The organism is Bradyrhizobium sp. AZCC 2176, from assembly GCF_036924645.1.
Classification (GTDB): Bacteria; Pseudomonadota; Alphaproteobacteria; order Rhizobiales; family Xanthobacteraceae; genus Bradyrhizobium.
Map to the genome: position 1 here is coordinate 2,324,043 of NZ_JAZHRX010000001.1, position 14,742 is coordinate 2,338,784.

The 14,742-nt window shown below is 63.6% G+C and carries 14 protein-coding genes and 1 pseudogene; 3 read left to right on the forward strand and 12 right to left on the reverse strand.

Annotated features, from left to right (window positions below; translation table 11 throughout):
• Positions 1-40: 40 nt before the first annotated feature.
• Positions 41-415: a hypothetical protein gene (locus tag V1288_RS10675; protein WP_334357002.1), complete on the forward strand. Its 375-nt coding sequence runs from the start codon at positions 41-43 to the stop codon at positions 413-415.
• Here V1288_RS10675 and V1288_RS10680 read toward each other — a convergent pair.
• The 6 genes and pseudogenes from V1288_RS10680 to V1288_RS10705 all read right to left on the reverse strand — a co-directional run.
• A pseudogene (locus tag V1288_RS10680) lies at positions 358-585 on the reverse strand (trypsin-like peptidase domain-containing protein); the annotation flags it as partial. The gene V1288_RS10675 and the pseudogene V1288_RS10680 overlap by 58 nt on opposite strands.
• A 291-nt stretch (positions 586-876) precedes the next feature.
• The gene (locus V1288_RS10685; protein WP_334357003.1) at positions 877-1,284 is read right to left on the reverse strand and encodes a F0F1 ATP synthase subunit epsilon; all 408 of its coding nucleotides are present in this window, start codon (positions 1,282-1,284) and stop codon (positions 877-879) included.
• A 137-nt stretch (positions 1,285-1,421) separates the two neighbouring features.
• Positions 1,422-2,864 carry a F0F1 ATP synthase subunit beta gene (gene atpD / locus V1288_RS10690; RefSeq protein WP_334357004.1) on the reverse strand — a complete coding sequence of 481 codons (1,443 nt, stop codon included), beginning with the start codon at positions 2,862-2,864 and terminating at the stop codon, positions 1,422-1,424.
• A gap of 51 nt (positions 2,865-2,915) precedes the next feature.
• Positions 2,916-3,794 (reverse strand): F0F1 ATP synthase subunit gamma, encoded by an 879-nt coding sequence (locus tag V1288_RS10695; protein ID WP_334357005.1) that lies wholly within the window; start codon positions 3,792-3,794, stop codon positions 2,916-2,918.
• A gap of 145 nt (positions 3,795-3,939) precedes the next feature.
• Positions 3,940-5,469: a F0F1 ATP synthase subunit alpha gene (gene atpA / locus V1288_RS10700; RefSeq protein WP_334357006.1), complete on the reverse strand. Its 1,530-nt coding sequence runs from the start codon at positions 5,467-5,469 to the stop codon at positions 3,940-3,942.
• On the reverse strand, positions 5,469-6,029 hold the full coding sequence (locus tag V1288_RS10705) for a F0F1 ATP synthase subunit delta (RefSeq protein WP_334357007.1): 561 nt from the start codon (positions 6,027-6,029) through the stop codon (positions 5,469-5,471). The genes atpA and V1288_RS10705 overlap by 1 nt, the downstream gene beginning before the upstream one ends.
• Positions 6,030-6,674: 645 nt before the next feature.
• Between V1288_RS10705 and V1288_RS10710 the strand changes: the two genes are divergently transcribed.
• Complete coding sequence (locus V1288_RS10710) at positions 6,675-7,163, forward strand: septal ring lytic transglycosylase RlpA family protein (RefSeq protein WP_334357008.1); 489 nt, start codon at positions 6,675-6,677, stop codon at positions 7,161-7,163.
• 222 nt (positions 7,164-7,385) lie between these two features.
• Here the strand turns inward: V1288_RS10710 and V1288_RS10715 are convergent, their stop codons facing one another.
• The gene (locus V1288_RS10715; protein ID WP_334357009.1) at positions 7,386-9,596 is read right to left on the reverse strand and encodes a primosomal protein N'; all 2,211 of its coding nucleotides are present in this window, start codon (positions 9,594-9,596) and stop codon (positions 7,386-7,388) included.
• A gap of 155 nt (positions 9,597-9,751) precedes the next feature.
• Here V1288_RS10715 and V1288_RS10720 point away from each other — a divergent pair, with 155 nt between their 5' ends.
• Positions 9,752-10,723 (forward strand): tyrosine recombinase XerC, encoded by a 972-nt coding sequence (locus tag V1288_RS10720; protein ID WP_334357010.1) that lies wholly within the window; start codon positions 9,752-9,754, stop codon positions 10,721-10,723.
• A gap of 132 nt (positions 10,724-10,855) precedes the next feature.
• On the opposite strand, the gene V1288_RS10725 is transcribed toward V1288_RS10720, so the two are convergent.
• The 5 genes from V1288_RS10725 to V1288_RS10745 all read right to left on the reverse strand — a co-directional run bounded on the left by V1288_RS10725 (position 10,856) and on the right by V1288_RS10745 (position 14,726).
• Complete coding sequence (locus V1288_RS10725) at positions 10,856-11,008, reverse strand: hypothetical protein (protein WP_334357011.1); 153 nt, start codon at positions 11,006-11,008, stop codon at positions 10,856-10,858.
• Positions 11,009-11,208: 200 nt separating this feature from the next.
• Positions 11,209-11,970 carry an SDR family NAD(P)-dependent oxidoreductase gene (locus V1288_RS10730; protein WP_442893937.1) on the reverse strand — a complete coding sequence of 254 codons (762 nt, stop codon included), beginning with the start codon at positions 11,968-11,970 and terminating at the stop codon, positions 11,209-11,211.
• A gap of 129 nt (positions 11,971-12,099) precedes the next feature.
• Positions 12,100-13,017: an MBL fold metallo-hydrolase gene (locus V1288_RS10735; protein ID WP_334357013.1), complete on the reverse strand. Its 918-nt coding sequence runs from the start codon at positions 13,015-13,017 to the stop codon at positions 12,100-12,102.
• 109 nt (positions 13,018-13,126) lie between these two features.
• Entirely contained in the window at positions 13,127-14,332 is a 1,206-nt protein-coding gene (locus V1288_RS10740) for an NAD(P)/FAD-dependent oxidoreductase (protein WP_334357014.1), read from the reverse strand.
• Positions 14,333-14,438: 106 nt separating this feature from the next.
• Positions 14,439-14,726 (reverse strand): hypothetical protein, encoded by a 288-nt coding sequence (locus tag V1288_RS10745; RefSeq protein ID WP_334357015.1) that lies wholly within the window; start codon positions 14,724-14,726, stop codon positions 14,439-14,441.
• Positions 14,727-14,742 lie beyond the last annotated feature (16 nt).

Below are 14,742 nucleotides of genomic sequence, written 5' to 3' on the forward strand. Positions count from 1 at the left end.
CCGACGTTTCGCTGGAAAGGAGAGTTAAGGAAACCGTTCGATGAGCAAGGCCGATCTCAACGCACCTGAGTTCGCACTATTTCATCCCGCCGCACATTACGATTCCCCTGCCGAAGTGCTTGATGACCTGCAGCTTTCCGATTCTGAGAAGCGCGTCATCCTGTCGTCCTGGGCCTCCGATATGTTTGCGATCGAATCCTGTCCCGGCCTGCGAGACATTCCGGGCATGGGCCACACTATCCGGCTCGCCGACATTCTTTCGGCGTTGCGCCAACTCGACGGTAACGACGATCGTCCGCCGCCCGCAGAAATGATGGCCGAGTTGATGCCGATCAATTCTCCCTTGAGGTTGACCAGCGCGCCGCCCGAATTGCCGGGGTTGATCGCCGCGTCGGTCTGGATGAAATCCTCATAGCCCTGCTTGCCAAGCCCGGTCCGGCTGAGCGCGCTGACAAGGCCGGAGGTCACCGTCTGGCCGAGGCCGAAGGGGTTGCCGATGGCGATGACAAAGTCGCCGACTTCGAGCGCGGCACTGTCGCCGAACGCGATCGCCTTCAGCGCGGACGGCGACCGAATCCGCAACACCGCAATGTCGGTTCCCGGATCGCGCCCGACAACCTTGGCCGAAGAAGGAAATCAACGCAACCGACCGATCGGAGCTCCAATCAACGACGGTAGCGCTGCGAACAGAGATCCGTTCACGCACTGCATTCTGATGCGGCCTGGTTCGGCCCGACCGGTGCAACGACAGCGTTCAAGCCGGCGTCGAGAGCGAGTTCGCAGAAGTGCCGCCACCAAACGCTCAGCGCCCGTCACCGGGTGACGAGCGCTGGCGTTATCAGACCTTCAATATGCCCCGGAGCGGTGCCCCGGGGCTTAGTGCATAGCGGTGGCGTTTAGCTCGATCTGGATGCTCTTGAAGTGGTCCAGCCGCTCGATGGCGTGATCGAGCTCGGTGCCTTCCTTCTCGGCGAGCTTGGCTTCCATCTCGGCGATGGTCTCGGCGAACTGCGCCCGATCGACATCGGCGATCGAAGTTGCGACGTCGGCCAGCACCGTGACGCGGTTATCCGACACTTCGGCAAGGCCGCCGAGCACAATGATCTTCTCATGCCTGCCATCGGCGGTGATGGTCAGGATACCCGGGCGAACCGCCGCGACGACCGGCGCATGTCCGGAGAGAACGCCGAAATCGCCCTCCACGCCGGGAACGTCAACCTGATCGACTTCGCCGGAGAAGGCGAGCTTTTCGGGGGAGACAAGATCGAAATGAAAGGTAGCCATTGGTCTTCCCGTTCTTTCCGCTGTCACCCGCGGGTTTGACCCGCGAGTCCATCAAGAGAAATCTTTCTGGCAATGGATTGCCGGGTCGATCTGTACGAAGACGCGCTTCGCGCTTTGCCCGGCAATGACGAGGTAACTTAGGCTGCTTCAGCCGCGAGCTTCTTGCCCTTCTCGACGGCTTCTTCGATGGTGCCGACCATGTAGAAGGCCGCTTCCGGCAGGTGATCGTACTTGCCTTCGCAAATCGCACGGAAGCCCTTGATGGTGTCGGCAAGGTCGACGAACTTGCCGGGCGAGCCGGTGAAGACTTCAGCGACGTGGAACGGCTGCGACAGGAAGCGCTCGATCTTGCGGGCGCGCGCCACCGCGATCTTGTCCTCTTCGGACAGTTCGTCCATGCCGAGAATGGCGATGATGTCCTGCAGCGACTTGTACTTCTGCAGCACCTGCTGAACCATGCGCGCGGTGTTGTAGTGATCCTCGCCGACGACCAGCGGGGAGAGCATGCGCGAGGTCGAGTCGAGCGGGTCCACCGCCGGATAGATGCCCTTTTCCGAGATCGCGCGGTTCAGCACCGTGGTCGCGTCCAGATGGGCGAACGAGGTTGCGGGCGCCGGGTCGGTCAAGTCGTCGGCCGGCACGTAGATCGCCTGCACCGAGGTGATCGAACCCTTGTGCGTCGTGGTGATGCGCTCCTGCAGCGCACCCATGTCGGTGGCAAGCGTCGGCTGATAGCCCACGGCCGAAGGAATACGGCCCAAGAGCGCCGACACTTCGGAGCCGGCCTGCGTGAAGCGGAAGATGTTGTCGACGAAGAACAGCACGTCCTGGCCCTGGTCGCGGAAGTGCTCGGCGACCGTTAGCCCGGTGAGGCCGACGCGGGCGCGGGCGCCCGGGGGCTCGTTCATCTGGCCGAACACCAGCGCGCATTTCGACTTGACGCTCGGATCGGGATTCTTCGGGTCGGCGTTGACCTTGGATTCGATGAACTCGTGATAAAGGTCGTTGCCTTCACGGGTACGCTCGCCGACGCCGGCGAACACCGAGTAACCGCCGTGCGCCTTGGCGACGTTGTTGATCAGCTCCTGAATCAGCACGGTCTTGCCAACGCCGGCGCCGCCGAACAGGCCGATCTTGCCGCCCTTGGCGTAGGGCGCCAGCAAGTCGACGACCTTGATGCCGGTGACGAGAATTTCAGCTTCGGTGGACTGGTCGGTATAGGTCGGCGCCTCCTGGTGGATGGCGCGCCTGTCTTCGGCGGTGACGGGGCCTGCTTCGTCGATCGGCTCGCCGATCACGTTCATGATGCGGCCGAGCGTGCCGGCGCCGACCGGGACGCGGATCGGCGCGCCGGTGTCGGTGACTTCCTGACCGCGGACCAGACCCTCGGTGGTGTCCATCGCAATGGTGCGCACCGTGGATTCGCCGAGATGCTGCGCCACTTCGAGCACCAGACGATTGCCGCCGTTCTTGGTCTCGATCGCGTTCAGAATGGCGGGCAGATATCCCTCGAACTGCACGTCGACAACGGCGCCCATGACCTGGGTGACGCGACCGATCTGGTTAGCTGCTGTGACCATGAATTGCTCTCCTTCGAAATTCTATACTTGAACGACCGTCGGGTTGGCGCGCTAGACCGCCTCGGCACCGGAGATGATCTCAATCAGCTCCTTGGTGATCTGGGCTTGACGGGTTCGGTTGTAGACCAGGGTTTGCTTGCGGATCATGTCGCCGGCGTTGCGGGTGGCGTTGTCCATCGCGCTCATCTGCGCGCCGTAGAACGAGGCGTTGTTTTCGAGCAGCGCGCGGAAGAGCTGCACCGCGAGGTTGCGCGGCAGCAGGCGCGTCAGGATCTCGTCTTCTTCCGGTTCGTACTCGTAGGACGTCGGCGGGCCGGCATTGGCGGCAGGCGCCTCCACCACCAGCGGAATAATCTGCTGGGCGGTCGGGATCTGCGAGATCACGGATTTGAAGCGCGAATAGAACAGCGTGCAGACATCGAACTCGCCGGCATCGAAGCGCGCCAGAACCTTTTTGGCAATGTCTTCGGCATTGACGAAGCCGAGCTGGCGAACCGAGCGCAGGTCGACATGCTCGACGATGTTCTTCTCGAAGGTGCGGCGGAGCTGCTCGTAGCCCTTGCGGCCAACGCAAAAAATCTTGACCTCTTTGCCCTGGCCAATCAGCGACAGCGCACGCTCGCGCGCCAGGCGCACGATCGAGGAATTGAAGGCGCCGGACAGGCCGCGTTCGCCCGTACAGACCAGCAGCAGATGCACCTGGTCCCTGCCGGTGCCGGCCAGCAGCGCCGGCGCGCCGGGCGAACCGGCTGCGGCGCTGGCGATATTGGAAATCACCGCGTCCATCTTCTCGGCATAGGGCCGAGCCGCTTCGGCAGCGCTCTGCGCACGGCGCAGCTTTGACGCCGCCACCATCTGCATCGCCTTGGTGATCTTCTGCGTCGCCTTGGTCGAGGCGATGCGGACCCGCATGTCTTTAAGTGAAGCCATTCTCAGTTCACCCTAGCGACCTGTTTTCCAACCCGGTCGCGAACTCCTCGTTCGTCATGCCCGGCGTTGTGCCGGGCATCCACGTCTTATCTTTCCGCCATATCAAAGGACGTGGCCGGGCCAAGCCCGGCCGTGACGGAATCAATCAAGCAAACGTCTTGGAGAAACCTTCGACCACGCTCTTCAGCTTGCCGGCGAGGTCGTCGGAGAGATCGCGGCTGTCACGAATGCCGTCGAGAATCTCGACGTTCTTGCCGCGCAGCAGCGACAGCAGGCCGTCCTCGAACGCACGGACCTTGCCGAGCGGCAGCGCGTCGAGATAGCCGTTGGTACCGGCCCAGATCACGCAAACCTGCTCTTCCATCTTCAGCGGCGAGAACTGCGGCTGCTTCAGGAGTTCGGTCAGGCGCGAGCCGCGGTTCAGGAGACGCTGCGTCGAGGCGTCGAGGTCGGAGCCGAACTGCGCGAATGCCGCCATTTCACGGTACTGCGCCAGCTCACCCTTGATCTTGCCGGCGACCTTCTTCATCGCCTTGGTCTGCGCTGATGATCCGACGCGCGACACCGACAGACCGACGTTCACCGCCGGGCGGATGCCCTGGAAGAACAGGTCGGTTTCCAGGAAGATCTGGCCGTCGGTAATCGAAATCACGTTGGTCGGGATGTAGGCCGACACGTCATTGGCTTGGGTTTCGATCACCGGCAGTGCGGTGAGCGAGCCCGAACCATGATCCTTGCTGAGCTTCGCCGCGCGTTCGAGCAGGCGGGAATGCAGATAGAACACGTCGCCCGGATAGGCTTCGCGGCCCGGCGGGCGGCGCAGCAGGAGCGACATCTGGCGATAAGCCACGGCCTGTTTGGACAAATCGTCATAGATGATGACGGCGTGCATGCCGTTGTCGCGGAAGTACTCGCCCATGGTGCAGCCGGTGAACGGCGCGATGTACTGCATCGGGGCCGGATCGGACGCGGTGGCGGCAACGATGATCGAATATTCCAGCGCGCCCTGCTCTTCCAGCACCTTGACGAACTGGGCAACGGTCGAACGCTTCTGGCCGATCGCGACGTAGACGCAATACAGCTTGATGTTCTCGTCGGGCTGCGCGTTGAGCGGCTTCTGGTTCAGGATGGTGTCGAGCGCGATCGCGGTCTTGCCGGTCTGGCGGTCGCCGATGATCAGCTCGCGCTGGCCGCGGCCGACCGGGATCAGCGCATCGATCGCCTTGAGACCGGTCGCCATCGGCTCGTTCACCGACTTGCGCGGAATGATGCCGGGCGCCTTGACGTCGACGCGCATACGCTTGTCGGCCTGGATCGGGCCCTTGCCGTCGATGGGATTGCCGAGCGCGTCGACCACGCGGCCGAGCAGGCCCTTGCCGACCGGCGTATCAACGATAGCGCGGGTGCGCTTGACGGTCTGGCCTTCCTTGATCTCGCGGTCGGCGCCGAAGATCACGATACCGACGTTGTCGGTTTCGAGGTTCAGCGCCATGCCGCGGGTGCCGTTCTCGAACTCGACCATTTCACCGGCCTGGACGTTGTCCAGACCATAGACGCGGGCAATGCCGTCACCGACGGACAGCACCTGTCCGACTTCGGTAACTTCAGCCTCCTGGCCGAAATTCTTGATCTGGTCCTTGAGGATCGCGGAAATTTCCGCGGCGCGGATGTCCATCAGCCTGCCTCTTTCATCGCGTGCTTAATCGAATTGAGTTTGGTGCGAAGCGAACTATCCACCATGCGGCTGCCGAGCTTGACCACAAGGCCGCCGATGATGGAGGGATCGACTTTCACGTTGAGCGCGACGTCCTTGCCCGTCACCGATTTCAGTGCGGTCTTCAGCGCGTCGAGATTCTTTTCATTGAGCTGCTCGGCGACGGTGACGTCGGCGGTCGCCTCGCCCTTGAACTTCGCCACCAGCGCGCGGAAGGCGCGGATCACATCGGCGACTGCGAACAGCCGGCGGTTGGCGGTCAACACTTTAAGGAATTTGGCGGAGGTGCCGGTAATCCCGGCCTTGTCGAGCACGGCATTGAGCGCCTTTGCCTGCGCATCTGCCGAGAAAACCGGGCTGCGGACGAGGCGCCTGAGATCGGCGCTTTCGTTCAGCATGGCCTCGAATCTGTCGAGGTCGGCCTTGACCGCATCGACGGATTTCTCCTCGCGCGCCAACTCGAACAAGGCCGTAGCATAACGGCCGGACACTCCCGAAACGGACGGATCTTCAGCAGCCACAGAGACGCTCTTTTTTAGCTGTCAAACTCGCAAGGGAAAAACCGTCGCCACAAGCAGCGGCGCCTAGCGATCCAAGCCCTTGGAATTCAAGCGGGACTTCGATTTTCGACCGGCACGAGAGGTGCCGGGACCGTTAAAATCGCGGCTTTGCTAACATAGCGAGCGCGCAGGTGCAACATGACGGCGCATGCGGGCGATGCCTCGTCGCGCTTCAATTTTCAGGCCCGGCCGAATGCAGCTTGATGGGGATCGGCGCGCCGGAATTTTGGCTCCGGTGGTTGCAGGCGATCTGGGCGGTCCCCGACCAGCCGATTCGTTCCACCCGTATTTGCATGGCCGCTATGACCGCTAGCGTTCGGAACGAATCGGCCGGCTCGTCTCCATTTGATCATTACTTGCGCAAATCTTTACTCGATGTGTGATGACTGTATTTTTGAGTAATAACTAGTATTGAATTGGTTAAAAATCTATTAACGTGCAAGATTACGGAATATCGTTCGACGGTAACAAGATATGTCAGCACGATACGTTCCCGATTTACTGCCCAATTCATGCCTCATTGCCTCATCAAACGGCCACCCTGAAGTTGGGACGGGGGTTCCATTTGTCACGTATGTGGCAAATACTATCTGAGGGACTAGTTTAATGTTGCATACCAATAAAGCGGCGCCGGGAACTCTAACCCGGTCGCGTACGGCGCTCGCGTTGATCGCCGCAACTCTCCTGGTCGGAGGCACCGTCTCCGAGGCTTCCGCCAAATCCAGGCATCACCGCCACCATTCCCATCACGCCCACAAGGCCAAGAGCAATTGGATGGACGCCAATGCCTCCATCGGCTCGTCCGGCTCCGGGCACGGCTTCTCGGGAAAGGCTTCTTTTTACGGCAATGAATCCGGCAGCAGAACCGCCTCCGGTCAGCGCTTCAATCAGAACGCCATGACCGCGGCCCACCGCTCGCTGCCGTTCGGCACCAAGCTCCGGGTGACCCATCGTGGCCAGAGCGTCGTGGTGACAATCAACGACCGTGGCCCCTTCATCAAGGGCCGCGTTCTCGACCTCTCCACGGGCGCTGCCCGTGCCATCGGCCTGACCGGTGCCGGCGTCGGCCACGTCACCGCCGAGGTCGTCTCTTAACGCGCGCGCCTCTCGCGCCGTTTTCCGGTCCATCAGATCGAGTAAGCGTTGCGTTGCGTAACCGTCGCGGAACTTCCCGCGGCAACAAAAGCCTGCCGTCGCAAATGACGGCAGGCTTTTTCACTTCTCGCTCCGTCATTCCGGGACGACGCGCAGCGTCGAACCCGGAATCTCGAGGTTCCGGGTCTGGTCCTGCGGACCATCCCGGAATGACGAACGGATTCACAAAAAGCTCTGCGGGTCGACGTCGACTTCGAGCTTCAGGTTGCCCTTGGTCTTCGGCCCGGCGGTCAGCCATTCGCGCAAATATTCCGACAGGTCGACATTGCGCAGCGACTTCACCAAAAGCCGGAACCGGTAGCGGCCCTTGATGACCGCAAGCGGCGCTTCGGCAGGCCCCAACACCTGAATGCGCTCGTCGATCGGCGCCACCGCGGCAAGCTTTCGCGCAAAGCCTTCCGCGGTCGGGCGGTCGCCGGCGGAGATGATCAGGCTGGCGAGCCGGCCGAACGGTGGATAGCCGGCGCGATCGCGCGCCTCGATCTCGCTGGCATAGAACGCTTCGCGGTCGCTCGCGACCAGGGCCTTCATCACGGGATGTTCGGGCTGATGGGTCTGCAGGTAGCCGACGCCGCGGCCCTGCTCGCGCCCGGCACGGCCAATCACCTGGTTGAGCAATTGGAAAGTGCGCTCGGCGGCGCGCGGATCGCCATTGCCGAGGCCCAAATCGGCATCGACGACGCCGACCAGATTGAGCCGCGGAAAGTTATGCCCCTTCGCCACCAGTTGGGTACCAATGATGATGTCGACGCGGCCTTCGGCGATTTCATTGAGTTCGCTGCGCATGGTCTCGATCGAGGTGATCAGATCGCTCGACAGCACCATGGTGCGCGCGTTCGGAAACAGCGACGCCGCCTCTTCCTGCAGCCGCTCGACGCCGGGGCCGACCGCGACCAGCGATTGCTCGGCCTGGCAATGCGGGCAGATGTTCGGGCGCGGCATCGAGAAGCCGCAATGGTGGCAGATCAGCCGCTGACGAAAACGATGATCCACCAGCCAGGCGTCGCAGATCGTGCAGGCAAACCGATGCCCGCAGGCGCGGCACAGTGTCAACGGCGCGTAGCCGCGGCGGTTGAGGAACAATAGCGCCTGCTCGCGCTTCTCGATCGCGAACTGAATCTGTTCGGCGAGCGGCGGCGAAACGAAGCGGCCGCGCGGCGGCGGTGCACGGCGCAGATCGATCGCCTCGATATGCGGCATGTGCTGGCCGCCGAAGCGCGACGGCAGCGCGACGCGCTGATAACGCCCCTTGCGCGCGTTGACCTCGGTTTCGACCGACGGCGTCGCGGACGCCAGCACGATCGGAATTTTGGCGATATGCGCGCGCACCACTGCCATGTCGCGGGCGTGGTAGTGCGCGCCGTCATCCTGCTTGTAGGCCTGGTCGTGCTCCTCATCGACGATGATCAGGCCCAAATCGGCATAGGGCAGAAACAGCGCCGAGCGCGCGCCGACCACGACCGGCGCTTCGCCCGCCGATATCGCCGCCCAATTGCGCTGCCGCGTGCGCGGCGTCAATTCGGAGTGCCATTCCAGCGGACGCACGCCGAAGCGCTGGGCGAAACGATCGAGGAATTGGCCGGTCAGCGCGATCTCCGGCATCAGGATCAGCGTCTGTTTGCCGCGCCGGATAATTTCCGCAATCGCCTCGAAATAGACTTCGGTCTTGCCCGAGCCGGTGACGCCGTCGAGCAACGCGACGTGAAAGCTGCCATTGGCAGCAAGCGCGCGCATCGCATCGACCGCCGTGCGTTGCTGCGGAGAAAACTCCGGCTGCGCGAAGGACGGATCGGGCGCGGGCGGCGCCAGCGGCGGCGGCATCGCCTCGACGGCAAGCGTGCCCTCGTCGACCAGGCCATCGACCACGCCGCCGCTGACCCCGGCTTCCCGCGCCGCTTCGGATTTGCCATGCAGCAGGCCGTCCGACAGCACCTCGATCACGCGCCGCCGGGCCGGCGTCAGACGCCGAGGCGGTTCGCCCACCAGCCGCACGCCGAGGCGCATCCGCTCGGGGCCGAGATTTTCGCCCATCCGCAACGCCATGCGCAGCACCATGCCGCGCGCGGACAGCGTGTAATTGGCGACCCAATCGACGAGGCCGCGCAGTTCCTCTTTCAGCGGCGGCACATCGAGCTTTTCGCCGACATCCTTCAGGCGGTTGTGCAGGCGCGGATCGGGATTGGCATTCTGCGCCCACACCACCGCCACCACTTCGCGCGGACCGAGCGGCACACAGACGACGTCGCCGGGCTTGAGCTCCATGCCGCGCGGCACGCGGTAGGAATAATTCTGATTGAGCGCGACCGGCACTAGCACGTCGACGACGCGGATCGCCGATGCGGATAAGGTGCTGCTGCGAGTGGTGTGGTCCATCGGGGAATCAGGCTGGAGGTGTCCGGGGCAAGGCTAGCGCCACGCCGCCAAGTTAGCGAACGGTAAACGAAAGAGGTGCGATATAATGCGTTGAATTACCGTCTCCAAGAGAGGCTTCAAGAGAAGCTTCAAGGCAAGCTTCAAAGGCAGGGATGATGGCCAGGGAAGTTCCGGCACTCCAATCGATCGAACTCGAATGCGCCGACGAGGGCCTCGCGCTGGAGATGGCGCGCTGGCTGACGCATCTGCGCGCCGAGCGGCGGCTGTCGCCAAAGACGCTCGAAGCCTACGCCCGTGACCTCCGCCAATGCCTCATTTTCCTCAGCCAGCACTGGGGCAGGAGGGTCACGCTGAAGGGGTTCGCGGCGCTGGAGGCCACCGACGTCAGGGCGTTCATGGCGATGCGACGCGCCGACGACATTGCCGGGCGTTCGCTGATGCGGGCGCTGGCGGGCTTGCGTTCATTCGGGCGCTATCTCGAACGCGAAGGCAAAGGCAAGGTCGGAGCCCTGTCCGCCATCCGCGCGCCCAAGGTTGCCAAGAGCCTGCCGAAGCCGATCCAGATGGCCACCGCCAAGCGTTTTGCCGATGCCGACGAGCGCGCCGGCGAGGGGCGCGATCCCTGGATCCTGGCGCGCGACGCTGCTGTGATGGCGCTGCTCTATGGATCAGGCCTGCGCATCTCCGAGGCGCTGGGACTGAAACGGCGCGACGTGCCCAAACCGGGCGAAGGCGACGTCCTCATCGTCACCGGCAAGGGCAACAAGACCCGGATGGTGCCGGTGCTGCAGAACGTGCTGGCGCTGATCGCCGACTACGTTGCGATGTGCCCGCATTCTTTGCCTCCCGCCGGACCTATTTTCGTCGGCGCGCGCGGCGGACCGCTTTCCCCGCGGATCATCCAGCTCACCATGGAGCGGCTGCGCGGCGCGCTCGGCCTGCCCGACAGCGCCACCCCGCACGCGCTGCGGCATTCCTTCGCGACCCACCTGCTCAGCCGCGGCGGCGATTTGCGCGCGATCCAGGAACTGCTCGGCCACGCCTCGCTCTCGACCACGCAGATCTACACCGGCATCGACAGCGAGCGGCTGCTGCAAGTGTACAAGAGCGCGCACCCGCGAGGGTAACGCGGGCCAGACACAAAATATCGAAAACAACCCCATGCAAAGTAGAATGGACCCGGTTCGCAGCACTCAGGCCGCTTGCGTCCAGAGCACGAGATAGCCCGTCGTCACGGCGCGGCCTGATCTCATCCCGCTCTAATTGGCTAGATACTCAATCCGGTACACATAGTCCGATCCGCGGCCGACCTCCACGCGGACGACTGGCAAGAATTTCAGCCGATCATAGACGGGCGTCGTCACCTTAACGGTGCGGCCGGCGATGTCGGCGACGTATTTGGTGTTGCTCACCGCAGCTTTGGGCGCCCAGACTAGAGCCTTTTCCGTCCCGATTGAATCGGAACGGGGCTCTAGATTCTTGTTTTGACGCGTTTTCTTGACGCAAACCGGTTTCCACTTCGCTGGGAAACGCTCTAACTCACCCGAACTATCGCCCCTTAATCGGAAAGAGAAGTAAATTAGTTCGGGACCGCAATGAGCCGCGCGGAAACCTAAGCCAGTCCCAAGCCGCCATCGACGGCGAGAACCTGGCCCGTCAGCCATTGCGAGGCGGGACCCGCAAGCTGGACAATCCATTCCGCGATGTCGTCGGGAACGCCGCGCCGACCGAGCGGAATCCGTGCGCGCTCGTCTTCCCTGACGGCTTCTGCCTGTTCCGCAGATAGCCCCATCATCCCGGTCAAGGCGCCGGATTCCGTGGGCCCGGCCGCGACCGCATTCACCCTTATTCGGAGCGGCGCGAGTTCGAGCGCCCAGCAGCGGGTCAAGTGTTCCAGCGCCGCCTTGCTGGCGGCGTAGTGGGATAGTCCCGCCGCCGGCCGGTGACCGAAGGTCGAGGAGATGTTGATGATGGTGCCCTGCGTCGCCTTCAGGTGAGGAAGGGCGGCGCGGGCCAGCAGGCTCGGACCGAGCACATTGACGGAAAAGATGTCTATGATCCGATCGGCTGTCGCATCCGATAACGGAAGGATGGCGCCCGCGCCGGCGTTGTTGACGAGCGCATCCACTCGGCCCCAGTTGTCGACCGCCGTGGCGATGGTCCGCTTGGCGTCTTCAGCAGAGGCGGTATTCGCAACGATGCCCGCGATATTCTTGTGCTCCGCCACCGTTTGCTCGACGGGGCCGGCGCGGCGGCCGGTGATGAGCACCTTGTCGCCCTGGTTGGCGAAACGGAGCGCGGCCGCCCGACCGATGCCGGAGCTGCCGCCCGTTATGATCATGACTCTTTCGTTCTGCATGTTCGTTCGACTCATCTGTAAAGTTCGAAGTTGGTCAAAGCGGGCATAAACGACCGCTTCGGTTTCAGCGGCTCAGTGGTTGCGAGGTATTGAACCAGGGCGCGAATTCATACGCGCCCTGGTTCGGCCTTGCCCAACGAGCGGTCAGTAGTCCCAGAAGACCGGTACGAAACGGAAGACGTCGCCGTCGGCCGCCACCCGGCCGATGGACGGGAACGGCAGGTGAGTGGCCACCAGCATCTCGCCGCTCTTGGCCAGCTCCCGCAAAAGACGGACCCGAACGCGCGCCGCCTCTTCGGGGTCGTGTTCGAAACCGTTGTGCCAGTCAGGCTGCTCGAACCCGACAGTAAACACTGCGTCGCCGGCGAACGTCAGCCCGTCGCCGCCGGACGCCACGCGGACCACGCTGTGCCCGGGGGTGTGACCGCCGGTGCGACGGGCGACCACGCCTGGCGCAATCTCGTGCTCCTCATCGAACGTCCGCAGGTTGCTCCCGTACTCGCTCACGAACCGCTTGGCGGCCGACCGAAGCGCATCCGGGAAACCCTGCGGCATGGAGGTGTGGGAGAAATCGGGCGACTCCCAGAACTTGACCTCGGCGGCCGCCACGTGGATCCGCAGGTCTTTACGCAGTCGCTCCTTCACCCCCTCGACGAGCAGCCCGCCAATGTGGTCCATGTGCATGTGGGTCAGCACCAGGTCGGTCACGGACCCAAGATCGATGCCGGCGGCCTCCAGTCGCTTGATCAACTGGCCGGCCCGCGGCAAGTTCAAGTCCGGATCGGACCCTAGTCCAGCGTCAATGAGGATGGTCTTGCCGCCGCTACGCACCACGACCACGTTCAGCGCCCAGTCGAACGCGTCCTGCGGCAGGAACATGTCTTTCAGCCAGGCCGCGCGGTCGGCCGGGTCGGCGTTGTGTCCCAACATTTGGGTTGGGAGCGGCAGCACGCCATCGCTGACCACCAGCACGTCAATGTCGCCAACCTTCAGCGCGTAGCGCGACGGAACGAGCTCTTCGGGTCCCGATGTAACGGGGTATGAGGTGTTATGCAGGTTCATGTTCGTCTCCTGTTTCATGGTAAAGGCGCCTGGTTGGTCTTGGTTCTGGCTGGTCTTGGTTGAGCAGGCCGCGCAGCCAGGGGAGCGCGGCCGCCATCGCTTGGGGTGTCTAGAGGTTGGTCACGCGCTCCGGATCGGCCGACGCGAGCGCCGCGGCGCGCTCGGCGCGGGGCGGGTAGATCCAGACAGTATTGATCTCCTGCTTGGTCTTCTTGGCGACGTCGCCGACCATCTCGATCTTGCGCTCCCAGCCGCGCGTGAACAGAGCGCCGGCTTCGCCGAGGTCGAGGCAGGTGACGTAGGCCTTCTGGTGATACGGCCTGGTCGGAACGCCCAGGAGCTCGGCAGCGGCATTGTTGCCGGCAAAGGCGCCCATCCGCGTGGCGTGCTGGCACGACATCAGCGCGTAGTTGCCTTCGTCGTCGCATGCGGCCCGCGCAGCATCGCCGGTGGCGAAGACGCCGGCGACACCCGGCACGCGCAGATCGCGATCCACCAGCAGGCGGCCGAAATTGTCGCGCTCGGTGGGAATCTGCGCCGTCAACGGCGCGGCGCGAATGCCGGCCGCCCAGACCACTGTCTCGGTTTCGATGCGTTCGCCGGTCGACAGGGTGACGCCGGATTTGTCGAGCGAGGCGACGCCAGCCCCGAGCCGGGTCTCTACGCCGAGCTTGCGCAACGCTTCCTCGATCACCGGGCGAGGGCCTTCGCCCATGTCGGGAGCGATCGCACTGTTGCGGTCGACGATGATCACGCGGGTCTTGGCGTCGTTGCCAAGGATTTCGCGCAAGCGCGCGGGCAGCTCGGTTGCTGCCTCGATGCCGGTGAAGCCGCCGCCGGCGACGACGACGGTATCCCGCCCGTTGATGGCCGGCCGGTCGGCCAGGCTGTGTAGATGCTTGTCGAGCGCGATTGCGTCATCGAGCGAGTCAACACTGAAGCCGTGCTCGGCAAGGCCCGGAATGTTGGGGCGGAAGAGGCGGCTGCCGGTGGCCACCACGAGACGGTCGTAGGACAGAGTCTTTCGCGGGCCCTTTGGAGTCGTGATCTGCACCGTTCGAGCATCGGTGTTGATCGTCTCGGCGCTGCCCTGGATGTAGTCGACGTCGATCGCCTTGAGGACGTCAAGCAGCGGCGCGGTCAGGGTTTCCGGCCTCGGCTCATAGAGCCTTGGGCGGACCACCAGCGTCGGCTCCGGTGCGATCAGTGCGATTTCGAGATCGTCAGGCGAAACGCCGTGAATGTCGCGCAGGCGGGCGGAGGAAAGGGCGGCGTACATGCCGGCGAAGCCGGCGCCGATAATGGCTAGTCGCATGGGTTTGCTCCTTGGTTTGCACTTGTCGAAAGTCTGCGCGCTACCGCCGCTGCTCCGTTGAGGGCAGCGTTCGGCGGCGCTACGAGAGGTGAAGTGAATGCTGGTCTTAAGGCGCGATGCAGCGTGACAGCGAACTCAGCGGCCAGCCGTCTCGAAAAGCAGCCGGCGCAGACCCCTTCGGACTCCAGTCCTGGTAGGGAAGACCGGACCCAGCCTTGGTCATCATCGAAACCAGCGGGCGCGGCGTTTGCATGACGTGCGGCGCGACTTCCACCTCCTCGCCCGCCGCGGAAGTGAAGCGAACGGCCAGAGAGAGGCCGTAGAAGACGGCAGGGGCAACGACCCTACGTCGCGATTTGATTGCAAGTGGGCTGGCGAGGCTCTTCCAGGTCATATTTGTCTCCCGCTGT

Coding starts and splice junctions, on each gene's coding strand:
- V1288_RS10740 (WP_334357014.1), bottom strand. CDS start 14,332: ATGCGACTAGCCATTATCGGCGCCGGCTTCGCCGGCATGTACGCCGCC.
- V1288_RS10710 (WP_334357008.1), top strand. CDS start 6,675: ATGTTGCATACCAATAAAGCGGCGCCGGGAACTCTAACCCGGTCGCGT.
- atpD (WP_334357004.1), bottom strand. CDS start 2,864: ATGGTCACAGCAGCTAACCAGATCGGTCGCGTCACCCAGGTCATGGGC.
- V1288_RS10745 (WP_334357015.1), bottom strand. CDS start 14,726: ATGACCTGGAAGAGCCTCGCCAGCCCACTTGCAATCAAATCGCGACGT.
- atpA (WP_334357006.1), bottom strand. CDS start 5,469: ATGGACATCCGCGCCGCGGAAATTTCCGCGATCCTCAAGGACCAGATC.
- V1288_RS10675 (WP_334357002.1), top strand. CDS start 41: ATGAGCAAGGCCGATCTCAACGCACCTGAGTTCGCACTATTTCATCCC.
- V1288_RS10735 (WP_334357013.1), bottom strand. CDS start 13,017: ATGAACCTGCATAACACCTCATACCCCGTTACATCGGGACCCGAAGAG.
- V1288_RS10685 (WP_334357003.1), bottom strand. CDS start 1,284: ATGGCTACCTTTCATTTCGATCTTGTCTCCCCCGAAAAGCTCGCCTTC.
- V1288_RS10720 (WP_334357010.1), top strand. CDS start 9,752: ATGGCCAGGGAAGTTCCGGCACTCCAATCGATCGAACTCGAATGCGCC.
- V1288_RS10730 (WP_442893937.1), bottom strand. CDS start 11,970: ATGAGTCGAACGAACATGCAGAACGAAAGAGTCATGATCATAACGGGC.
- V1288_RS10715 (WP_334357009.1), bottom strand. CDS start 9,596: ATGGACCACACCACTCGCAGCAGCACCTTATCCGCATCGGCGATCCGC.
- V1288_RS10695 (WP_334357005.1), bottom strand. CDS start 3,794: ATGGCTTCACTTAAAGACATGCGGGTCCGCATCGCCTCGACCAAGGCG.